The sequence below is a fragment of the Enterobacter sp. 198 genome, from assembly GCF_009025585.1.
In the GTDB taxonomy this organism is placed as follows: Bacteria; Pseudomonadota; Gammaproteobacteria; order Enterobacterales; family Enterobacteriaceae; genus Enterobacter; species Enterobacter ludwigii.
This window is the reverse complement of record NZ_WCIM01000030.1, coordinates 265292-282662: the sequence shown is the minus strand read 5'-3', so window position 1 is coordinate 282662 and position 17371 is coordinate 265292. Positions and strand designations below refer to the sequence as shown.

General features: G+C 58.1%; 16 protein-coding genes. 3 read left to right on the top strand and 13 right to left on the bottom strand.

Annotated elements, in window-relative coordinates; all coding sequences use genetic code 11:
- The first annotated feature begins 10 nt into the window (after positions 1-10).
- Positions 11-1525, top strand: a complete 1515-nt coding sequence (locus tag F8561_RS19575; protein WP_014170979.1) for a tripartite tricarboxylate transporter permease — start codon at positions 11-13, stop codon at positions 1523-1525.
- On the opposite strand, the gene menE is transcribed toward F8561_RS19575, so the two are convergent.
- The 8 genes from menE to F8561_RS19535 form a co-directional block, all read right to left on the bottom strand.
- Entirely contained in the window at positions 1526-2887 is a 1362-nt protein-coding gene (menE, locus tag F8561_RS19570; RefSeq protein ID WP_151887799.1) for an o-succinylbenzoate--CoA ligase, read from the bottom strand. It lies immediately after the preceding gene.
- A complete protein-coding gene (menC, locus tag F8561_RS19565; RefSeq protein WP_151887798.1) occupies positions 2884-3849 on the bottom strand; it encodes an o-succinylbenzoate synthase in 966 nt (321 codons plus the stop codon). Before menC ends, menE begins: the two co-directional genes overlap by 4 nt.
- The gene (menB, locus tag F8561_RS19560; RefSeq protein WP_014170982.1) at positions 3849-4706 is read right to left on the bottom strand and encodes a 1,4-dihydroxy-2-naphthoyl-CoA synthase; all 858 of its coding nucleotides are present in this window, start codon (positions 4704-4706) and stop codon (positions 3849-3851) included. The genes menC and menB overlap by 1 nt, the downstream gene beginning before the upstream one ends.
- The gene (gene menH / locus F8561_RS19555) at positions 4703-5479 is read right to left on the bottom strand and encodes a 2-succinyl-6-hydroxy-2,4-cyclohexadiene-1-carboxylate synthase (RefSeq protein ID WP_151887797.1); all 777 of its coding nucleotides are present in this window, start codon (positions 5477-5479) and stop codon (positions 4703-4705) included. Before menH ends, menB begins: the two co-directional genes overlap by 4 nt.
- Positions 5476-7146 carry a 2-succinyl-5-enolpyruvyl-6-hydroxy-3-cyclohexene-1-carboxylic-acid synthase gene (gene menD, locus F8561_RS19550; protein WP_151887796.1) on the bottom strand — a complete coding sequence of 557 codons (1671 nt, stop codon included), beginning with the start codon at positions 7144-7146 and terminating at the stop codon, positions 5476-5478. Before menD ends, menH begins: the two co-directional genes overlap by 4 nt.
- A gap of 88 nt (positions 7147-7234) precedes the next feature.
- Positions 7235-8530, bottom strand: a complete 1296-nt coding sequence (menF, locus tag F8561_RS19545) for an isochorismate synthase MenF (RefSeq protein ID WP_151887795.1) — start codon at positions 8528-8530, stop codon at positions 7235-7237.
- Positions 8531-8625: 95 nt separating this feature from the next.
- Positions 8626-8931 carry a stress response protein ElaB gene (elaB, locus tag F8561_RS19540; protein ID WP_020883147.1) on the bottom strand — a complete coding sequence of 102 codons (306 nt, stop codon included), beginning with the start codon at positions 8929-8931 and terminating at the stop codon, positions 8626-8628.
- A 53-nt stretch (positions 8932-8984) separates the two neighbouring features.
- A complete protein-coding gene (locus tag F8561_RS19535; protein ID WP_025203589.1) occupies positions 8985-9446 on the bottom strand; it encodes a GNAT family N-acetyltransferase in 462 nt (153 codons plus the stop codon).
- 70 nt (positions 9447-9516) lie between these two features.
- Between F8561_RS19535 and rbn the strand changes: the two genes are divergently transcribed.
- Together rbn and F8561_RS19525 are read left to right on the top strand one after the other, a co-directional pair.
- Positions 9517-10434: a ribonuclease BN gene (gene rbn, locus F8561_RS19530; RefSeq protein WP_063934483.1), complete on the top strand. Its 918-nt coding sequence runs from the start codon at positions 9517-9519 to the stop codon at positions 10432-10434.
- A gap of 64 nt (positions 10435-10498) precedes the next feature.
- Entirely contained in the window at positions 10499-11503 is a 1005-nt protein-coding gene (locus F8561_RS19525; protein ID WP_014170989.1) for a chemotaxis protein, read from the top strand.
- Positions 11504-11605: 102 nt separating this feature from the next.
- Here F8561_RS19525 and nuoN read toward each other — a convergent pair whose 3' ends face one another.
- The 5 genes from nuoN to nuoJ all read right to left on the bottom strand — a co-directional run bounded on the left by nuoN (position 11606) and on the right by nuoJ (position 17367).
- Complete coding sequence (gene nuoN, locus F8561_RS19520; RefSeq protein WP_014170990.1) at positions 11606-13063, bottom strand: NADH-quinone oxidoreductase subunit NuoN; 1458 nt, start codon at positions 13061-13063, stop codon at positions 11606-11608.
- Between the two features lie 6 nt (positions 13064-13069).
- Positions 13070-14599 (bottom strand): NADH-quinone oxidoreductase subunit M, encoded by a 1530-nt coding sequence (gene nuoM / locus F8561_RS19515; RefSeq protein WP_014170991.1) that lies wholly within the window; start codon positions 14597-14599, stop codon positions 13070-13072.
- A gap of 76 nt (positions 14600-14675) precedes the next feature.
- The gene (gene nuoL / locus F8561_RS19510; protein ID WP_014170992.1) at positions 14676-16517 is read right to left on the bottom strand and encodes an NADH-quinone oxidoreductase subunit L; all 1842 of its coding nucleotides are present in this window, start codon (positions 16515-16517) and stop codon (positions 14676-14678) included.
- Positions 16514-16816 (bottom strand): NADH-quinone oxidoreductase subunit NuoK, encoded by a 303-nt coding sequence (nuoK, locus tag F8561_RS19505; RefSeq protein WP_003861496.1) that lies wholly within the window; start codon positions 16814-16816, stop codon positions 16514-16516. The genes nuoL and nuoK overlap by 4 nt, the downstream gene beginning before the upstream one ends.
- Entirely contained in the window at positions 16813-17367 is a 555-nt protein-coding gene (gene nuoJ / locus F8561_RS19500) for an NADH-quinone oxidoreductase subunit J (RefSeq protein ID WP_014170993.1), read from the bottom strand. Before nuoJ ends, nuoK begins: the two co-directional genes overlap by 4 nt.
- Between the last annotated feature and the right edge of the window lie 4 nt (positions 17368-17371).

Here is a 17371-nt window from a genome sequence, read left to right as displayed (position 1 = left end):
GGAGCACGCTATGGATACCTGGATTTATCTCTCGCAGGGGTTCGCCGTGGCGATGACCCCGGAAAACCTGGTGATAGCCCTGATCGGCTGCTTTGTCGGGACCATTGTGGGTCTGCTGCCCGGCCTTGGGCCGATTAACGGCGTCGCCATTTTACTCCCGCTGGCGTTTGCCCTGCATTTGCCTGCGGAATCGGCGCTGATCCTGCTGGCGACGGTGTATATCGGCTGTGAATATGGCGGGCGTATTTCATCCATCCTGCTGAACGTGCCCGGCGATGCGGCGGCCATTATGACCGCGCTGGATGGCTACCCGATGGCACGGCAGGGTCGCGGTGGCGTGGCGCTGTCCATCTCCGCGGTCAGTTCGTTTTGTGGTTCGCTGATTGCCATCGGCGGTATCATTCTGTTTGCCCCAGCGCTGGCCCAGTGGTCGCTGGCGTTTGGTCCGGCAGAGTATTTTGCGCTGATGGTCTTTGCCATCGCCTGTCTCGGCAGCATGATGGCGCAGAATCCGCTGAAATCGTTTTTGTCCGCGCTGATTGGCTTAGGGTTAGCCACCGTCGGCGTGGATGCCAACACCGGGGTTTATCGCTTTACCTTTGACAGCGTGCACCTTTCCGACGGCGTGCAGTTTATCGTGGTCGTGATTGGCCTGTTCTCGGTCTCTGAAATTTTATTGATGCTGGAGCATACCAGCAGCGGACAGACGCTGGTGCGTAAAACGGGCCGCATGCTTTTCAGTGCCAAAGAGGGCGCACAGTGTATCGGCGCGACGCTGCGTTCGTCGGTGATTGGCTTCTTCGTCGGTATTCTGCCGGGGGCCGGGGCCACTATCGCCAGCGCCATCACCTACATGACCGAGAAAAAGCTCAGCGGCAACAGTGACAGCTTCGGCAAGGGCGACATTCGCGGGGTAGCGGCCCCAGAGGCTGCGAATAACGCCTCGGCCTGCGGTTCGTTTATCCCGATGCTGACCCTTGGCGTGCCGGGCTCGGGCACCACGGCGGTGATGATGGGCGCGCTGACGCTCTATAACATTACGCCTGGACCGGCCATGTTTACCGAGCAGCCGGATATTGTCTGGGGGTTGATTGCAGCGCTGCTGATCGCCAACGTGATGCTGCTGGTCATGAACATTCCGCTGATTGGTCTGTTCACCCGGATGCTGACAATTCCCCTGTGGTTCCTGGTGCCGGCTATCGCGGCCGTCTCTGCGGTGGGGGTGTATGCGGTACACAGCACCACTTTCGATCTGGTGCTGATGGTGCTGCTTGGCGTACTGGGCTACATCCTGCGTAAGATGCACTTCCCGATGTCACCGCTGATTTTAGGCTTTGTGCTGGGAGAGATGCTGGAGCAGAACCTGCGCCGCGCCTTGTCCATCAGCAACGGCAATATGTCTATTCTGTGGGACAGCAGCGTGACGAAGGTGCTGTTAGCGATGGCCATCCTGGTGATTGTGGTTCCGCCGGTATTGCGTCTGCTGCGTCGCCGCCAGCGCAAACCGGCACCGGATATCGGTTGATTATCCTTTCAACAGACGGGTGACCCACTGTTTTAATGCCTGGCGGGAGATCTTAATCCCGCCATTTTTGAGCTCTGCCGGCAGCATCAGCCAGTGCACTGGCTGCTCAAAGCGCGCCAGTTTACCCTGTACCCACGCCGGGAAGCCGGTGATATCGGTTCCCGGTTCACACTCCACCACCGCCACCGGACGCTGACCGAACTCGGCGTCATCGAGTGGGACGATAAACGCCTGGTTTATCTGCGGATGGCGGGCAATAACCCGCTCAAGGCTTTCCGGCTGGATCCCTTCGCCCCCGCTGAAAAAGAGGTTGTCCATTCGGCCAAGGATCGTCAGGCGCCCGTCATGCCATTCCCCGCGATCGCGGGTGGCAAACCAGCCCTGTGCATTGGTCAGCGGAATCAATGCACCGTCCCGCCAGTAACCTGCGGCCATACTTTGCGCTTTGATCCACACTTCACCATCAACCACCCGCACCTCTCTGCCCGGCAACGCAGCGCCGACGTCCGGTTCACCGTCCGCCTCTTTGGCACAAACCGTTGAGGCAAACTCCGTCAGACCGTAGCCACAGAAAGTGCGGATCCCCCGCTGGCTCGCCTGCTGAGTCAGGTCAACAGGGATCGCGGCCCCGCCAAGCAGTACGGCTTTTAGCGCGACAGGCTGGTGTGCATTAAGCAGACGCCAGAGCTGCGTCGGTACCAGTGAGGCATGCGTACAGCCCTGCAGGGCCTGCGCCAGCGGCTGCTTCTCGCGGACGGTTAAGCGCGCGCCAGCCTGCAACCAGCGCCACAAAATCCCCTGCCCGGAGACATGAAACAGCGGCAGGGAGAGCAGCCAGTCGTCTTCATCGCCGTAGGGCATCAGCGAAAGCACGCCGCGTGCACTGGCAAGATGGGCGGCACAGGTATGGACCGCCGCCTTGGGTAAACCGGTTGAACCGGATGTCAGCGTCATGGAAGCCAGCCGCGACGGTTGCCACGCCACGCGACACCCACCCGGTGCCTCGCGCATGCTGAGTGCCACCAGCCCGTCGTAGACGCCGTCCAGCACCAGGGCAAAGCGCAGCGTCATCTGCGGGAGCAACACGTCCAGCAGCGGATGCGGCAGCTGCGGGTTAACGGGAAGAATACGTGCCCCGCACTGAAGCAATGCCAGCCACGCCATCAGGGTTTGCGGGTGATTATGCGCCAGCAGCAGTACGCCGTCGCCCTCCTGCACACCCTGCTGCTGAAAGCCTGCGGCCAGTCTGTCGATGCGCGCACACAGCTGTTGCCAGCTGAGCGTCTCATCGTTCAGCCTCAGGGCCGGTTTATCAGCATACTGCGCGCACCAGTGTCGCCACGGCCAGTCGGTAAAACTCATAGCAATGGCTCCAGCCCCTCAACGTCAAGGAGCGGCAGCGTGCTGTCTGGCCACGGGCGGATAAGCTGATTTTGCATCAGGTTCAGCGTATCGAGACCGGGGACAGTGTCTGGCGTTAACCAGGCGGCAACGCGCGCCAGTTGGGTTAGCCCCAGGCTGGACTCAATCGAAGAGCTGATGACCGCCGTCAGCCCGGCGGCATGGGCCGCCGCGACCTGCTCACGTACCTTAGCAAGGCTGCCGGTCAACGTCGGTTTAATGACCGCCGCGCGGACACCCGGTTCGGCGACAAACGCAAAGCCGTCTTCACGCAGGCTTTCATCCCACGCGATGGCAATGCCGGTTTCACGGGCAAACGCCCGGGAATCGTCGCGGGTTTTACACGGCTCTTCCAGAAACGCGATGCGACTGCGGTACGCCGGGTTTACGTACTTCGCGAACTGCTGCGCCTTCAGCGGCGTCCAGGCGCGGTTAGCATCCAGACGCAGATGCAGGTCGGGCAATGCTTCCAGTAAGAGGTTAGCGACCATCCCATCGCGCACCGCTTCATAGAGACCGACTTTGATTTTCGCCACTTTCTCGCCCGGCATGGCGGCGAGCAGCGCAAACAGTTCATCCGGATCGCCCGTACAGAGCGGTGCCGCGCGGTAATTAGCCTCTGCAGGCAAGCTACCGTCCAGCTCCGCCAGCGCGCAGCTAATACCAAAAGCCGCGGAAGGCACCTCCGGCAACGCCGGGTTCGCGCCCTCACGCCACTCACTGGCCCACGCCAGCAATACCGCCTGCGCGTCCTCCAGCGATTCAAGGCTAAAACCCGGCAGCGGCGAAATCTCGCCCCAGCCTTCCTGCTCGCCCTGCTGCAGATGCACCAGCATGCCATCACGGGTTTTTAACCGCCGTTCACGCAGCACCACGCCCGCGTCCATCGGTATCTGCCAGCGGTAAACCTGCGCGCGACGCATTACGGATTCCGTTTATATTTGCTGAAGTCAGGCTGGCGTTTTTCGTTAAAGGCGTTGCGACCTTCCTGCCCTTCTTCGGTCATGTAGAACAGCATGGTGGCGTTACCTGCCAGCTCCTGCAGACCTGCCTGACCGTCACAGTCGGCATTCAGGGCCGCTTTCAGGCAGCGCAGCGCCATTGGGCTGTTTTGCAGCATTTCACGACACCAGCGCACGGTCTCTTTCTCGAGGTCGGCAATTGGCACCACGGTGTTCACCAGGCCCATATCCAGCGCTTCCTGAGCAGTGTACTGACGGCACAGGAACCAGATTTCGCGGGCTTTTTTCTGACCGACAATGCGAGCCATGTAGGAAGCCCCCCAGCCACCATCGAACGAACCCACTTTCGGGCCCGTCTGGCCAAAGATGGCGTTCTCTGCGGCAATGGTCAGGTCACACATCATGTGAAGCACATGGCCGCCGCCGATGGAGTAGCCAGCCACCATCGCCACCACCGGCTTTGGACAGGTGCGGATCTGGCGCTGGAAATCGAGCACGTTCAGGTGGTGAACGCCAGAGTCATCCTGGTATCCGCCGTAATCGCCGCGCACTTTCTGATCGCCACCGGCACAGAACGCTTTTTCACCTTCGCCGGTCAGGACGATAACACCGATGTTGTCGTCATAGCGCGCGTCTGCCAGCGCCTGAATCATCTCTTTGACGGTCAGCGGACGGAACGCGTTACGCACCTGCGGGCGGTTGATGGTGATTTTGGCAATGCCGTCTGCGGATTTGTGGTAACGAATGTCGGAGTAACCTTCGGAGCAGTCTTGCCATTCAACCGGCGCATAGAGCATGTGTTCATCAGGATAGATCATAGAGAGTCCTTTATTCGAAGACGCAGTATCTGAGCCAGACTCGCAGCAACCGCAGCGGGGTTTTCCCGGTGGGCGTTGTGTCCAGCATGGGGGATCGCATGGCGTACGGAGTACAGTTCAGCCGCAAGGGCTTTGAACTTCTCATCACGTTCACCATATAAATAATCAAAAGCGACGTTGCAGGCGCTCAGTGCCGGACGCAAATCAGGCTGCACGGCCAGCGAGGTGGCCTCGAGCATCATCGCCAGAGTCGCGCCATTGTTCTGGCTACGCAGGCGAATAAGCGCCTGCCGCTGAACGTCCGTCAGGGAAGCAAATACGGGTTGTCGGTACCAGTCGGTGAAAACCACGTCGAGCGATTCGGTGCGAAAGCGCCGCGCCCAGCGGCGATCGGATGCCAGCCGCGCACTCCGCTCACCGGCATCCTGTAGCCCGGGATGGCCGCCTTCCACAATAATGCCCTTCAGCCCCTCTGGCTGCTGGCAGGCATGGAACATCGCAATGCGGCCGCCGAGGGAGTACCCCACCAGCCAGAAATTCAGTATGTTGTAACTAAGCAGGGTTCGGGTCAGCAAATCGCTCATCTCCTCGAACCCGGTCACGCCAGTATTGCCGGAACCACCGTGCCCCGGCAGGTCGAGATACAGCCGCGGGTAATCGCCCAGCGCCGCCCCGACCGTCTGCCACTCGCGGCAATCCCCGGAAAAACCGTGCAAAAAGACCAGCCAGGGATAACCTGGCTTTCCAGCCTGCTGCACGCCCGCGAGGATCACAGGTGGCTTACCTGGGCCAGCAGGCTTTGCAGTTTCTGCGCGCCGTCAGCATCGTTCACCACCAGTTCGATCAGCGTCGCACCGGGCTGTCGCCAGGCGCTGCTCAGGGCCGCATCAAGCGCTTCCCAGCTTTCCGGGCGATGGTATTTCAGGCTGAACATTGCCGCGGCGTGTTCAAACTGCACGTTCTGCGGCATCAGATAGAAACGCTCACGTTCGCTCTGCGGGGTGGGCAGCAGGGAGAAAATCTGTCCACCGTTGTTGTTAACCACAATCAGCACAAACGGTGCCGAAACCTGACGCAGCAGCGCCAGGGCATTGAGGTCGTACAGCGCGGAGAGATCGCCAACGATTGCCAGCGTAGACTTCGCGCTGGCACGCTGTACGCCCGCCGCCGTGGAGATCAACCCGTCAATGCCGCTGGCCCCCCGGTTACTGTAGACCGGGTAACCGGCTGGCAGCTTTGAAAAGGCATCTATCAGGCGAACCACCAGACTGTTGCCGACAAACAGCTGCCCCTGCTCGGGCAGATACTGACGAATACGGTGTGCCAGCCCGGCCTCACTGAACGTTTCGCAGCTCGCCTGGGTTAACGCCCAGGCCTGTTCCGAAAGCGCCGGGATCGCAACGGCCCAGGGCTTGCGTTTTTCAGCTGGATGGAGCGCAAGCCAGGCATCAATCTCACTGACCAGACGACGACCACGATGGTGCGCCGGGTCGAGCCGCCCTTCCAGCGAGTCCACCAGCCAGTACTCTTCTGGATCACAGGTAGCCTGCCACTGCAGTAACCGTTTGCCGGTCAGGCTTGAGCCGAGCTGGATAATAATCTGCGCCTGCGCAAGCTCGGTGACCGCCTTCGCATTCCCCAGCCAGAGATCGGCACACGGCAGCGGCTGACCGGTCTGGGAAAGTACGTCGCCAATCAGCGGCCAGCCAAGGGTTTGCGCCCATTCCGCAACCAGCTTGCCTTGTGCGGCGCTCATGCGCCCGGCAACCACCACGCCACGTTTCTGCCGCCAGAAGAACCAGTCACGTTGTCTGGCGCTTTCAGGATGCGGTTGTGCACGCAGCCACGGCTTTTCACTTTGCCACCACTCACCCAGGGTGCGCTGCCATTCAAGACCGGTGTCATCCATTTCGCCATACAGCGGTTCGGCAAACGGACAGTTAATATGCAGCGCCCCGCCGCGCAGTGTCCCGATGGCATGATCGATTGTCGAGACCAGCCAGCTTGCCGGAATATCCTGAGTGGGACGCGGTAGCGCAATTGCCTGTGAAGGATATGAGGCAAAGATGCCCGGCTGACGAATGGCCTGGTTGGCACCACAGTCGATAAGCTCGGGGGGACGATCCGCGGTCAGCAGGATCAGTTTCTCCCCGGTTAATCCGGCTTCGATCAGCGCCGGATAGAGGTTTGCCACCGCGGTACCGGAGGTCACAATCACCGCCACAGGCTCGTTGCTGACTTTCGCCAGCCCCAGCGCCAGATGGCCAAGCCCGCGTTCATCAAAATGAGTGTGGTGAATAAATGCCCGGTTTTCAGCGGCCGCCAGCGTCAGCGGGGTTGAACGAGAACCCGGTGCAATACACACGTGCCTGACGCCATGGCGAGTCAGGGCTTCAAGGATCACCGCCGCCCAGCGTCGGTTAAAAGAACTTACTGACATGAGATTGTCCGGTATCAAGAATGCGACACAGTATAAATAATAGAAAAAATTGGAATTTTGATATGAATCGGGATTGCGCGAATCAGTATTAATCCCTTAGGAGCAGAGAGCGCAGTCCGGCCGCTTTGTTTTCTATCTCCTGCCACTCCTGCTCCGGGTCAGAGCCGCTGACAATTCCCGCCCCGGCGTACAGCCGCAGGGCGTCTTCGTAAACACGGGCAGAACGCAACGCCACGCAGAATTCGCTTTGTTCAGGGGATAAATACCCGGCAGAACCGGCGTACCACTCGCGGTCGAACGGCTCGTTGTGGCGGATAAAGTCGCGCGCCGCCTGACGCGGCAGACCGGCGACGGCCGCCGTAGGCTGCAGAACATGCAAGCATTGTGCATCGTCAGCGTGTTTGAGCTCGGTCCAGATACAGCGACGCAGATGCTGTACTTTACGCAGCCGTACAACCTGGGCGGGCAGCACCTCCAGCGTCTGGGTATGGTGCTGGAGCCGCTGGCAAATATCTTCCACCACCATCATATTTTCACGCTGATTTTTGTCGTCGTTCATCAGCCAGTCGCCCAGCCGTTTGGCCTGTTTATCATCGGTATGGCTGGCGACGGTGCCTGCCAGCGCTTCCGTGCGCAGCAGCTTGCCGCGTCTGCGCCACAGGCGCTCGGGTGTCGAGCCGAGAAACGCGTTGCTGGCATCGAACACCATGCAGAAATGGTAGCAGTTCAGGTTCAGGGCGCGGCTGGCAGCCATTAGTGCGACGGGGTTAACAGAGTGCTTAAACTGCAGGTCGGTTGCCCGGGCGAGCACCACCTTTTCAAAATCACCGCGTGCGATGGTCTGGGTTGCCTTGCGGATAAGGCGCAGCCATTCGGGTTGTTCCGGATGATGCTTTTCCTGCACAACCTCAACGGACAGCGGACGAATGGGTCTCGCCTCACCGAGCTGCTGGAGAAAATCCAGCGCGGCGCGGGCATCATCGTGAAGTGAACTGTCGCTCCACAGCTGCAGGCGTAACGTGGCCTGTCCGGCGGTACGTCGCCACAGCAGACGCGGTAAAAACAGACTGCCCTGCTCGGGATTAAACGCATTCAGGCCGCAGATACGCGTGTCACGGGCCGCATCATGCGCCTGCAAAAACTGTGAGGCAAATGCCAGAGAGGAGAAATGCGCGACGGCACCAAGCGCAGCAAGTTCTTCATCACCGTTACGCTGTTGCCAGTAAAACTGAGGATAGCAATGCTGAACACCCAGCCAGGCCAGGGGATCGAAGGCGTCGTTTAACGGGAAAGAGACGTCGAAGTGATGTAAACCGGGTGCAGTGGGTAACGCTTGCGTAAGCTGGCTACGCAGATGCTCCAGCGCGGTGGAAATCGAATTCACGCGAACCTCTCCCTGTTAAAACCGCATATTATACGGGGTACTGACCATAAATAGCAGTACCCACGTATAGGGAGTGGTTAACCGTATAAGGAACGTTAACGGCGGGCTAAAAGCAGCCCCAGCACCAGTCCGACAGCTGCCCCTACCCCGATGCCTTGCCATGGTTTTTCATGGACGTAATCATCGGCACGGTATACCGCCTTTTTCGCGCGGTAGTAGTAATTGTCCGAAGCATGGCTGACGCGATTTTTAACATCATCCAGTGCTTTTTCGGCACGGGCTTTCAGCTCAATATATTTCTGATCGGCAGGGTCGCCCGACGAACGTAACACCTCTTCCAGCGTTTCGCTCAGCAAGGCCAGGTCGTCATCGATACGGGTATCCCAGGATTGAAATGACATATTTTTCTCCATGTTAGTACACCAGTCCGCTAACTATAGCCAACGACTCGCCATTACGCCTGTTTCGCTTCCCGCGCCATGCCGATGTGTGGAATACCGTCCTCATCGTACACGTCCGTCACGGGCGTAAACCCAAAATGCCCGTAAAACGGTTGCAGGTGCGCCTGCGCGCCCAGATATAACGCCTTGTCCGGCCACTGTTTTTGGCACGCTTCCAGCGTTTTTTCCATCAGCTGATAGCCCAGTTTTTCACCACGCGCGTTGCCGCTGATAATCACGCGACCAATCACGACAGGCTCAAAATCGTCTTCGCTTTTCAGAATCCTCGCATACGCCACCAGCGCGTTGTCCCGCCAGCCAAGAATATGGCGATTCTCGCCAATAAGATCATCGCCATCGATATCCTGATACGGGCAGGTTTGTTCAACAACAAACACTTCGCAACGCAGTTTAAGCAGCGCGTAAAGTGACGCTACCGTGAGCTCACTATGGTGTAAATCTTGCCACTGGATCATGTCAGTCTCCTTCCTGGGTTCATCACGTTATACTAAACCCCTCCCCGTTCGGCAAAGGGCTGATTACGTTATGGAACTGATTTTTCTCGGTACGTCCGCTGGAGTGCCAACCCGATCACGAAATGTGACCGCGATTCTGCTGGATTTGCAGCACCCGACGCGGGGTGGATTATGGCTTTTTGACTGCGGTGAAGGGACGCAGCATCAGCTGTTACATACCCCGTATCATCCCGGCAAACTGGATAACATTTTCATTACCCATCTGCATGGCGACCATCTGTTTGGCCTGCCTGGCCTGCTGTGCAGCCGCTCAATGGCGGGCAATGCCAACCCGCTGACGATTTACGGGCCTGCGGGTATTCGGGAATTTGTCGACACCACGCTGCGCCTGAGCGGCTCATGGACAGATTACCCCCTGGAGGTAGTGGAGATAACCGCCGGTCTGGTGCTGGATGACGGGGTTTATCGGGTGACAGCCCAACCCCTGAGCCATCCTGTGGAGTGCTATGGTTATCGCATTGAGGAGCGGGATAAACCCGGCGCGCTCAATGCGTCGGCGTTACTGGCCGACGGGATTAAACCCGGGCCGCTGTTCCAGCGTCTGAAGCAGGGCGAAACCGTGACGCTGGAAGACGGGCGCGTCATCAACGGGCAGGATTACCTCGCCGCCCCGCAGCCCGGGAAAAAACTGGCGATTTTTGGCGACACGGCCCCGTGCCCGGCGGCGTTGCTGCTGGCGCAGGGTGTGGATCTCATGGTGCATGAAGCCACCCTCGAGGCGGCGATGGAAGAGAAAGCCAACAGCCGGGGCCATAGCTCTACGCACCAGGCGGCGCAGCTTGCGCGTGACGCGGGCGTCGGGAAACTGATCGTCACCCATGTCAGCTCGCGCTACGATGCCCGGGGCTGTGAACGCCTGCTGGCAGAGTGCCGTGGACGGTTCCAGGAATGTGAGCTGGCCGAAGATTTCGCTAAGGTCAGCGTTTAGTCCTTCATTTTTCTCTCAGAGTGCCGATAACGATTAAAAGGTCAGCATTTCTCTCGAGGGTAGAATGGATAATTTCCAGAAAGATATTGATGACAGGGCGAATCTCACCCTGTCGAACCGTTTTGAACTGTTGCTGTTCCGTCTTGGCACCTCTCTGAACGCAAATAAATCCGAGCTGTTTGGCATTAACGTCTTTAAGCTGCGTGAAATTGTGCCGATGCCAGAGTTCACGAAACCCGCCGGGATGAAATCACCGCTGATGGGCATGGTGAATATTCGCGATCAGGTTATCCCAGTAATCGACCTGGCCGCCGTGGCGGGCTGTAAGCCAACCACCGGGCTGAACATCCTGCTGATCACGGAATATGCCCGCAGCGTGCAGGCTTTTGCGGTGGAATCCGTTGAGAACATCATGCGTCTTGACTGGAAGCAGGTGCACGCGGCGGAAACTGCCGTCAGCGGGCGGTATATCACCAGTATCGCCTGTCTGGATGAGAAGACCGATACCAATGAGCTGGCGATGGTGCTCGACGTTGAGCAGATCCTGTATGACATCACCCCGGCCAACCACGACCTGCATGCCACGGATCTGAAGACCACGAAATTCCACATCAAGCCCGGTGCCGTCGCGATTGTCGCCGAAGACTCAAAAGTGGCACGCTCGATGCTGGAAAAAGGTCTGCAGGCGATGGAGATCCCGGCGCAGCTGCATATCACCGGCAAAGACGCATGGGAGAAAATTAGCGTGCTGGCGGCGCAGGCTCAGGCTGAAGGTGTGCCGATTACCGATAAGATTGCACTGGTGCTGACCGACCTGGAAATGCCGGAGATGGACGGCTTTACCCTGACGCGTAAAATCAAAACCGACCCGCTGTTGAAAGATATTCCGGTGGTGATCCACTCTTCCCTCTCCGGCAATGCTAACGAAGATCATATTCGTAAGGTGAAAGCCGACGGTTACGTGGCAAAGTTTGAACTCAATGAACTGTCGTCAGTCATTGAAGAAGTTCTGGATCGGTCAATGAAGAAGATTGACGGTCCGCTGATTAGCCGTAAACAGCTGGCTTAACTTTCAGCAGGCTCACGCCTTCCCGACAGGGCAAGGCCGCAAGCCAACAAAAAACCCGCCGAGGCGGGTTTTTTTATTCACTGCGGTCAAACAGCAACGTGATTACATCAGCGGCATCGCGTGCTGCACGATGGTGATCAGCGGCTGTGGATAGATACCGAAGATCAGTACCAGCAGCGCGGAGATCAGTACCACGATACCACCGGCGCTGTACTGCCAGTTACGCGGCGCATCGCGGTTCAGCTGCTGAGGTGCACTCAGATACAGACTCACGGCCACACGCAGGTAGTAGTAGAGACCGATTGCAGAGCCGATCACCACGCCCGCCGTCAGCCACCACAGGTGTGCCTGCACACCCACTGCCAGCACGTAGAACTTACCGATAAAGCCCAGCGTCATCGGAATACCCGCCAGAGAGAGCATCATCACGGTCATAACAGCGGACAGAATCGGACGGTGCCAGAACAGACCACGGTAGGAAAACAGGGAATCTGCATCCGGACCACGGTACGGGCTGGACATCAGGCTCACCACGCCGAACGCGCCGAGGCTGCTGAACAGGTAACCGGCCAGGTAAACACCGACGGTCTCCATCGACATCTCACCGCTCTGCAGCGCAATCAGTGCCACCATCAGGTAGCCCAGGTGGGAGATAGATGAGTAGCCCAGCAGACGTTTAATGTTGGTCTGGCTCAGCGCCATCAGGTTACCGAAGATGATGGAAGCAAACGCGATGATACCCAGCACCACGCGAACCGCTTCGCTGTCACCCACCGGCGCATACAGGAACAGACGCATCACCACCCCGAAGATAGCGATTTTGCTCGCCGTCGCCAGGAAGGTTGAGACTGGAGCAGGCGCGCCCTGGTAGACGTCTGGCGTCCACAGGTGGAACGGAACCAGAGAGAGCTTAAAGCCAAGGCCAACAATCATCATGCCCAGACCCGCCAGCAGCAGCGGTTCGTGCAGCATACCGTCGCCGAGGCTCTTGCCGAGCGCCATGAAAGAGAGATTACCGGACTGTGCGTACAGCAGCGCGATACCAAACAGCAGGAAAGACGACGCGGCAGCAGACAGAATGGTGTACTTGATGCTCGCTTCCAGAGAACGTTTCTGACGGAAGGCGTAACCAATCAGACCGAACAGCGGCAGAGAGATAAGCTCAATACCGAGGAACAGCGCAGCCAGATGGTTCGCATTCGCCAGCAGAATACCGCCCAGCGCGGCAATCAGTACCAGCAGGTAAAACTCTTCTTTGTTGTCGTTGTAGCCTTCCAGCCATGGGTACGCAAACGTACAGGTTGCCAGGCTCGCCAGCAGAACCAGACCCGAGTACAGCATGGCATAGCCGTCAACGCGCATCAGTGGAGTGACGTCCATCGCCCCGCCCTGGCCAACAAACCAGAGAGAGACTAATGCGGCGTTCAGACCGATGACCGACAGCGTGGCATTTAGGAAGTGATTGCGTCGCCACGCAATGGAGAGCATCACAACCACCACCGTCAATCCGACGATCAGCAGCGGTAGCAGCGCGATCAGTTGTTGTGGAGTTATTGTCATGGCGAATTACGGCCTTGTAGTAGAAGCAGAATTAACAAACCACTGCTGGATATTCCCCATCGCGGAGTGCGAGGTATCCAGAATTGGCTGCGGGAAGAAGCCCAACAGCACCAGCAGTACGACCAGCAGCAGGATGATGAACAGCTCACGCAGCGACATCCCCGGCAGTTCTTTTGCAGCAATTTCGCTCTTCGCTTTACCGAAGTAAGCGCGATGCAGCATCGCCAGCGAGTAAACGGAAGCGAACACCAGACCAAAGGTGGAGATCACGGTAATGACCGGCACCACTTTGAAGCTGCCGAACAGAATCATAAATTCGCCGACGAAGTTACCGGTGCCTGGCATACCCAGCGTGGCCACCGCGAAGAACATAGAGAGCGCTGGCAGCCATTTAATTTTGCTCCACAGACCGCCCATCATACGCATGTCACGGGTGTGAAGACGTTCGTACAGCTGACCACACAGGATGAAGAGACCGGCTGCGGACAGACCGTGCGCAATCATCTGGATAACCGCACCCTGGTAAGCCAGCTGGCTGCCGGTGTAGATGGCAATCAGTACAAAGCCCATGTGGGAAACGGAGGTGTACGCAATCAGACGTTTAATGTCGTACTGCGTGAAGGCCATCCAGGCACCGTAGAAGATACCGATCACACCAAGCCACATCGCAATTGGCGCGAACTCAGCGGACGCATTCGGGAACAGCGGCAGAGCGAAACGCAGCAGACCGTAGGCCGCGGTTTTCAGCAAGATCCCCGCCAGGTCAACGGAACCCGCCGTTGGTGCCTGTGAGTGCGCGTCTGGCAGCCAGCCGTGCAGGGGAACCACCGGCATTTTCACCGCGAAGGCAATGAAGAAGCCCAGCATCAGCAGGTATTCCACACCGTGAGACATCGGGGTCTTCAGCAGGTCTTCATAGTTGAAGGTCCAGATACCGGTCGCGGTGTGGTGAACAAACACCAGCGCCAGAATCGCAATCAACATCACCAGACCGCTCGCCTGGGTATAGATGAAGAACTTGGTTGCCGCCGTGATACGCGTTTTACCGTCGGACGCCTTATGGCCCCACAGCGCGATCAGGAAGTACATCGGCACCAGCATCATCTCCCAGAAGAAGAAGAACAGGAACATGTCGATGGCAAGGAATACGCCGATAACGCCGCCCAGGATCCACATCAGGTTCAGGTGGAAGAAGCCCTGGTATTTTTCAATTTCTCGCCAGGAGCAGAGTACCGCCAGAACGCCGAGCAGACCCGTCAGCACCACCATCAGCAGCGACAGACCGTCGATAGCCAGGTGAATGGTTATCCCAAAACGCGGGATCCACGGCAGAATAAATTCAGACTGCCACTGCGGAATCCCCGCAGACTGCGTCAGAGAGTAGCCACCCTGCAACCACAGTTGCAGACCAAGCGCGAGCGTCAATCCCATGGTGATCAGCGCGATCCAGCGCGGCATCTTCACGCCAAAGCGTTCAGTCTGCCAGCACAGGAAGCCGCCGATGAAGGGAATTAATATTAGCCAGGGTAGTAACATGGCGATTTACATTCCTTTTTAAGGCCCCCAGCAGGGGCCTGATTTTCAACGAATTCGAATAAAATTCACTTAACGATCAACGCAACACCATCAGCAGCGCCAGCACGACAACCGCACCGATGCTCATGGACGCCACATACCAGCGCAGGTAACCGTTCTCGCTGAACAGCAGGCCTTTACCTGCAAAGCGGGAAAGGATCGCCGGGATATTCATCAGGGAGTTCAGCGGATCGCGTTTCAGCAGCCACGCAATGCCCAGGAACGGCTTGACGAAGATCATGTCGTACAGCCAGTCGAAGCCCCACGCATTGTACCACCAGGTCCCCAGCAGGCGGCCTGGCGCACTGTTGGCAACGGCAGTCACCAGCGTACGTTTGCCCAGCCACAGCCATGCTGCGATCAGGATGCCCGCGATAGCGACCACACCCGAGGTAATTTCAAGCGTCAGAACGCGACCGTGCTCAAGCTCGGTGGTGTCCGGCAGTACGCCCTGCAGCGGTGGCACAATCAGTGCGCCAACGAAGGTGGAGAGTACCAGCAGCACAATCAGCGGCAGGTGATGAGTAATCCCCTTCCCTGCGTGAGCGTGAATTTGTTCTTTACCGTGGAATACGATGAAAATCATACGGAAGGTATACAGGGAGGTCATGAACGCACCGACCAGACCCGCAACCATCAGATTGATATGACCATTCGCCATGGCACCGGCAAGGATTTCGTCCTTACTGAAGAAGCCCGCGGTAATCAGCGGCAGTGCCGCCAGCGCCGCGCCGCCCACCAGGAAGCAGACATAAACCAGCGGAATGGACTTACGCAGTCCGCCCATCTTGAAGATGTTCTGCTCGTGGTGGCAGGCCAGAATCACGGAACCGGATGAGAGGAACAGCAGCGCTTTAAAGAACGCGTGCGTCATCAGGTGGAAAATGGCTGCGTCCCATGCCTGAACACCCAGTGCCAGGAACATATAACCAATCTGGCTCATGGTGGAGTACGCGAGAACGCGTTTGATGTCGGTTTGCACCAGCGCGGCAAAGCCTGCCAGCACCAGCGTTACCGCACCAACGATACCCACCAGATGCAGAATTTCCGGCGTCATCAGGAACAGACCATGCGTACGCGCAATCAGGTAGACCCCAGCGGTAACCATGGTTGCGGCGTGGATCAGCGCGGAGACAGGCGTTGGACCTGCCATCGCGTCGGCCAGCCATGTCTGCAACGGCAGCTGCGCGGATTTACCCACGGCACCACCCAGCAGCATCAGCGTTGCCCACCACAGCATGTCATTGCCGGCAGCGAAGTGCGCTGGCGCCAGTTCCACCATTTCGCGGAAATTCAGCGTGCCCAGTTCGTTGTAGAGAATGAACAGCGCGAAGGCGAGGAAGACGTCACCCACACGGGTCACGACAAACGCTTTCATGGCCGCTGCGCCATTCTTCGGATCGGTATAGTAGAAGCCGATCAGCAGATAAGAGCAGAGACCCACGCCTTCCCAGCCGAGATACATCAACAGCAGGTTATCGGCCAGCACCAGAACAACCATGCTCGCGATAAACAGGTTGGTGTAGGCGAAGAAGCGGGAGTAACCCTCTTCACCGCGCATATACCAGGAGGCAAACATGTGGATCAGGAAGCCCACGCCGGTTACCACGGAGAGCATGGTCAGAGAGAGACCATCCAGCACCAGGTTGAAACCGATGTTGAAATCACCGACCGACATCCAGGTCCACAGCGGAACGCTGAAGGCCTGACGCCCGTTATTAAAGAAGTCGATACCCGCATACGCTGTCACCAGCGCAGCCAGACCCACAGAGCCCATGCCGACGGTGGCGGACAGATTCTCAGACCAGCGGCCACGAGAAAACGCCAGCAGCACGAAGCCAATCAGCGGAAAAATAATGGTTAAGGCAAGCATGTTCATCCACGCAACTCACTTACTGAATCGATGTTCAGGTTCTGGCGGCGACGATGGAGCTGCAGTAACAGCGCCAGGCCAATACTCGCTTCGGCAGCCGCGAGGCTGATGGCGAGAATGTACATCACCTGACCATCGGTCTGGCCCCAGTAGCTTCCGGCGACCACGAAGGCCAGCGCGGAGGCGTTAATCATGATTTCCAGACCGATCAGCATAAACAGCAGATTGCGGCGGATAACCAGACCGGTTAAGCCCAGAACGAATAAAATCGCAGCGAGGATCAGTCCATGTGTTAAGGGGATCATGCGCGTTCCTCCGTTTTTCTTTTCGCGCGGTCGTCAGTGCGGTTGCTCAGCAACTCACCAGCACGCTCTTCGCGGCCAACGTGGAAGGCGACAACCAGGCCCGCCAGCAGCAGCATAGAGGCCAGTTCAACCGCCAGGACGTATGGGCCAAACAGCGTAATACCCACCTCTTTAGCGCCGATTGGCGTGCCGTCGATGCCCTGATCATTCACGCCCAGAATGGCGTAAACAATGACCACCAGCATGATGGCCGACAGGATCGCCGGGCCAATCCAGACCTGCGGTTTTAACCACTGACGTTCCTGCTCAATTTCAGAGCCGCCCAGGTTCAGCATCATCACCACGAAGACGAACAGCACCATGATGGCCCCGGCGTAGACGATGATCTCCAGCGCACCAGCAAAGTGCGCGCCCAGCGCAAAGAACACCCCGGAAATAGCCAGCAGCGAGATAATTAAGTACAGCAGCGCATGCACCGGATTGGTGTGCGTAATCACTCGCAGCGTAGCCAGGATGGCGATAAGGCCACAGATATAAAAAGCGAATTCCATTGCC

What these genes read in the sequence shown, in the direction of transcription:
- F8561_RS19575 (WP_014170979.1), top strand. Translation starts at nt 11, where the DNA reads ATGGATACCTGGATTTATCTCTCGCAGGGGTTCGCCGTGGCGATGACC.
- menE (WP_151887799.1), bottom strand. Translation starts at nt 2,887, where the DNA reads ATGAGTTTTACCGACTGGCCGTGGCGACACTGGTGCGCGCAGTATGCT.
- menC (WP_151887798.1), bottom strand. Translation starts at nt 3,849, where the DNA reads ATGCGTCGCGCGCAGGTTTACCGCTGGCAGATACCGATGGACGCGGGC.
- menB (WP_014170982.1), bottom strand. Translation starts at nt 4,706, where the DNA reads ATGATCTATCCTGATGAACACATGCTCTATGCGCCGGTTGAATGGCAA.
- menD (WP_151887796.1), bottom strand. Translation starts at nt 7,146, where the DNA reads ATGTCAGTAAGTTCTTTTAACCGACGCTGGGCGGCGGTGATCCTTGAA.
- elaB (WP_020883147.1), bottom strand. Translation starts at nt 8,931, where the DNA reads ATGTCATTTCAATCCTGGGATACCCGTATCGATGACGACCTGGCCTTG.
- F8561_RS19535 (WP_025203589.1), bottom strand. Translation starts at nt 9,446, where the DNA reads ATGATCCAGTGGCAAGATTTACACCATAGTGAGCTCACGGTAGCGTCA.
- rbn (WP_063934483.1), top strand. Translation starts at nt 9,517, where the DNA reads ATGGAACTGATTTTTCTCGGTACGTCCGCTGGAGTGCCAACCCGATCA.
- F8561_RS19525 (WP_014170989.1), top strand. Translation starts at nt 10,499, where the DNA reads ATGGATAATTTCCAGAAAGATATTGATGACAGGGCGAATCTCACCCTG.
- nuoN (WP_014170990.1), bottom strand. Translation starts at nt 13,063, where the DNA reads ATGACAATAACTCCACAACAACTGATCGCGCTGCTACCGCTGCTGATC.
- nuoM (WP_014170991.1), bottom strand. Translation starts at nt 14,599, where the DNA reads ATGTTACTACCCTGGCTAATATTAATTCCCTTCATCGGCGGCTTCCTG.
- nuoL (WP_014170992.1), bottom strand. Translation starts at nt 16,517, where the DNA reads ATGAACATGCTTGCCTTAACCATTATTTTTCCGCTGATTGGCTTCGTG.
- nuoK (WP_003861496.1), bottom strand. Translation starts at nt 16,816, where the DNA reads ATGATCCCCTTAACACATGGACTGATCCTCGCTGCGATTTTATTCGTT.
- nuoJ (WP_014170993.1), bottom strand. Translation starts at nt 17,367, where the DNA reads ATGGAATTCGCTTTTTATATCTGTGGCCTTATCGCCATCCTGGCTACG.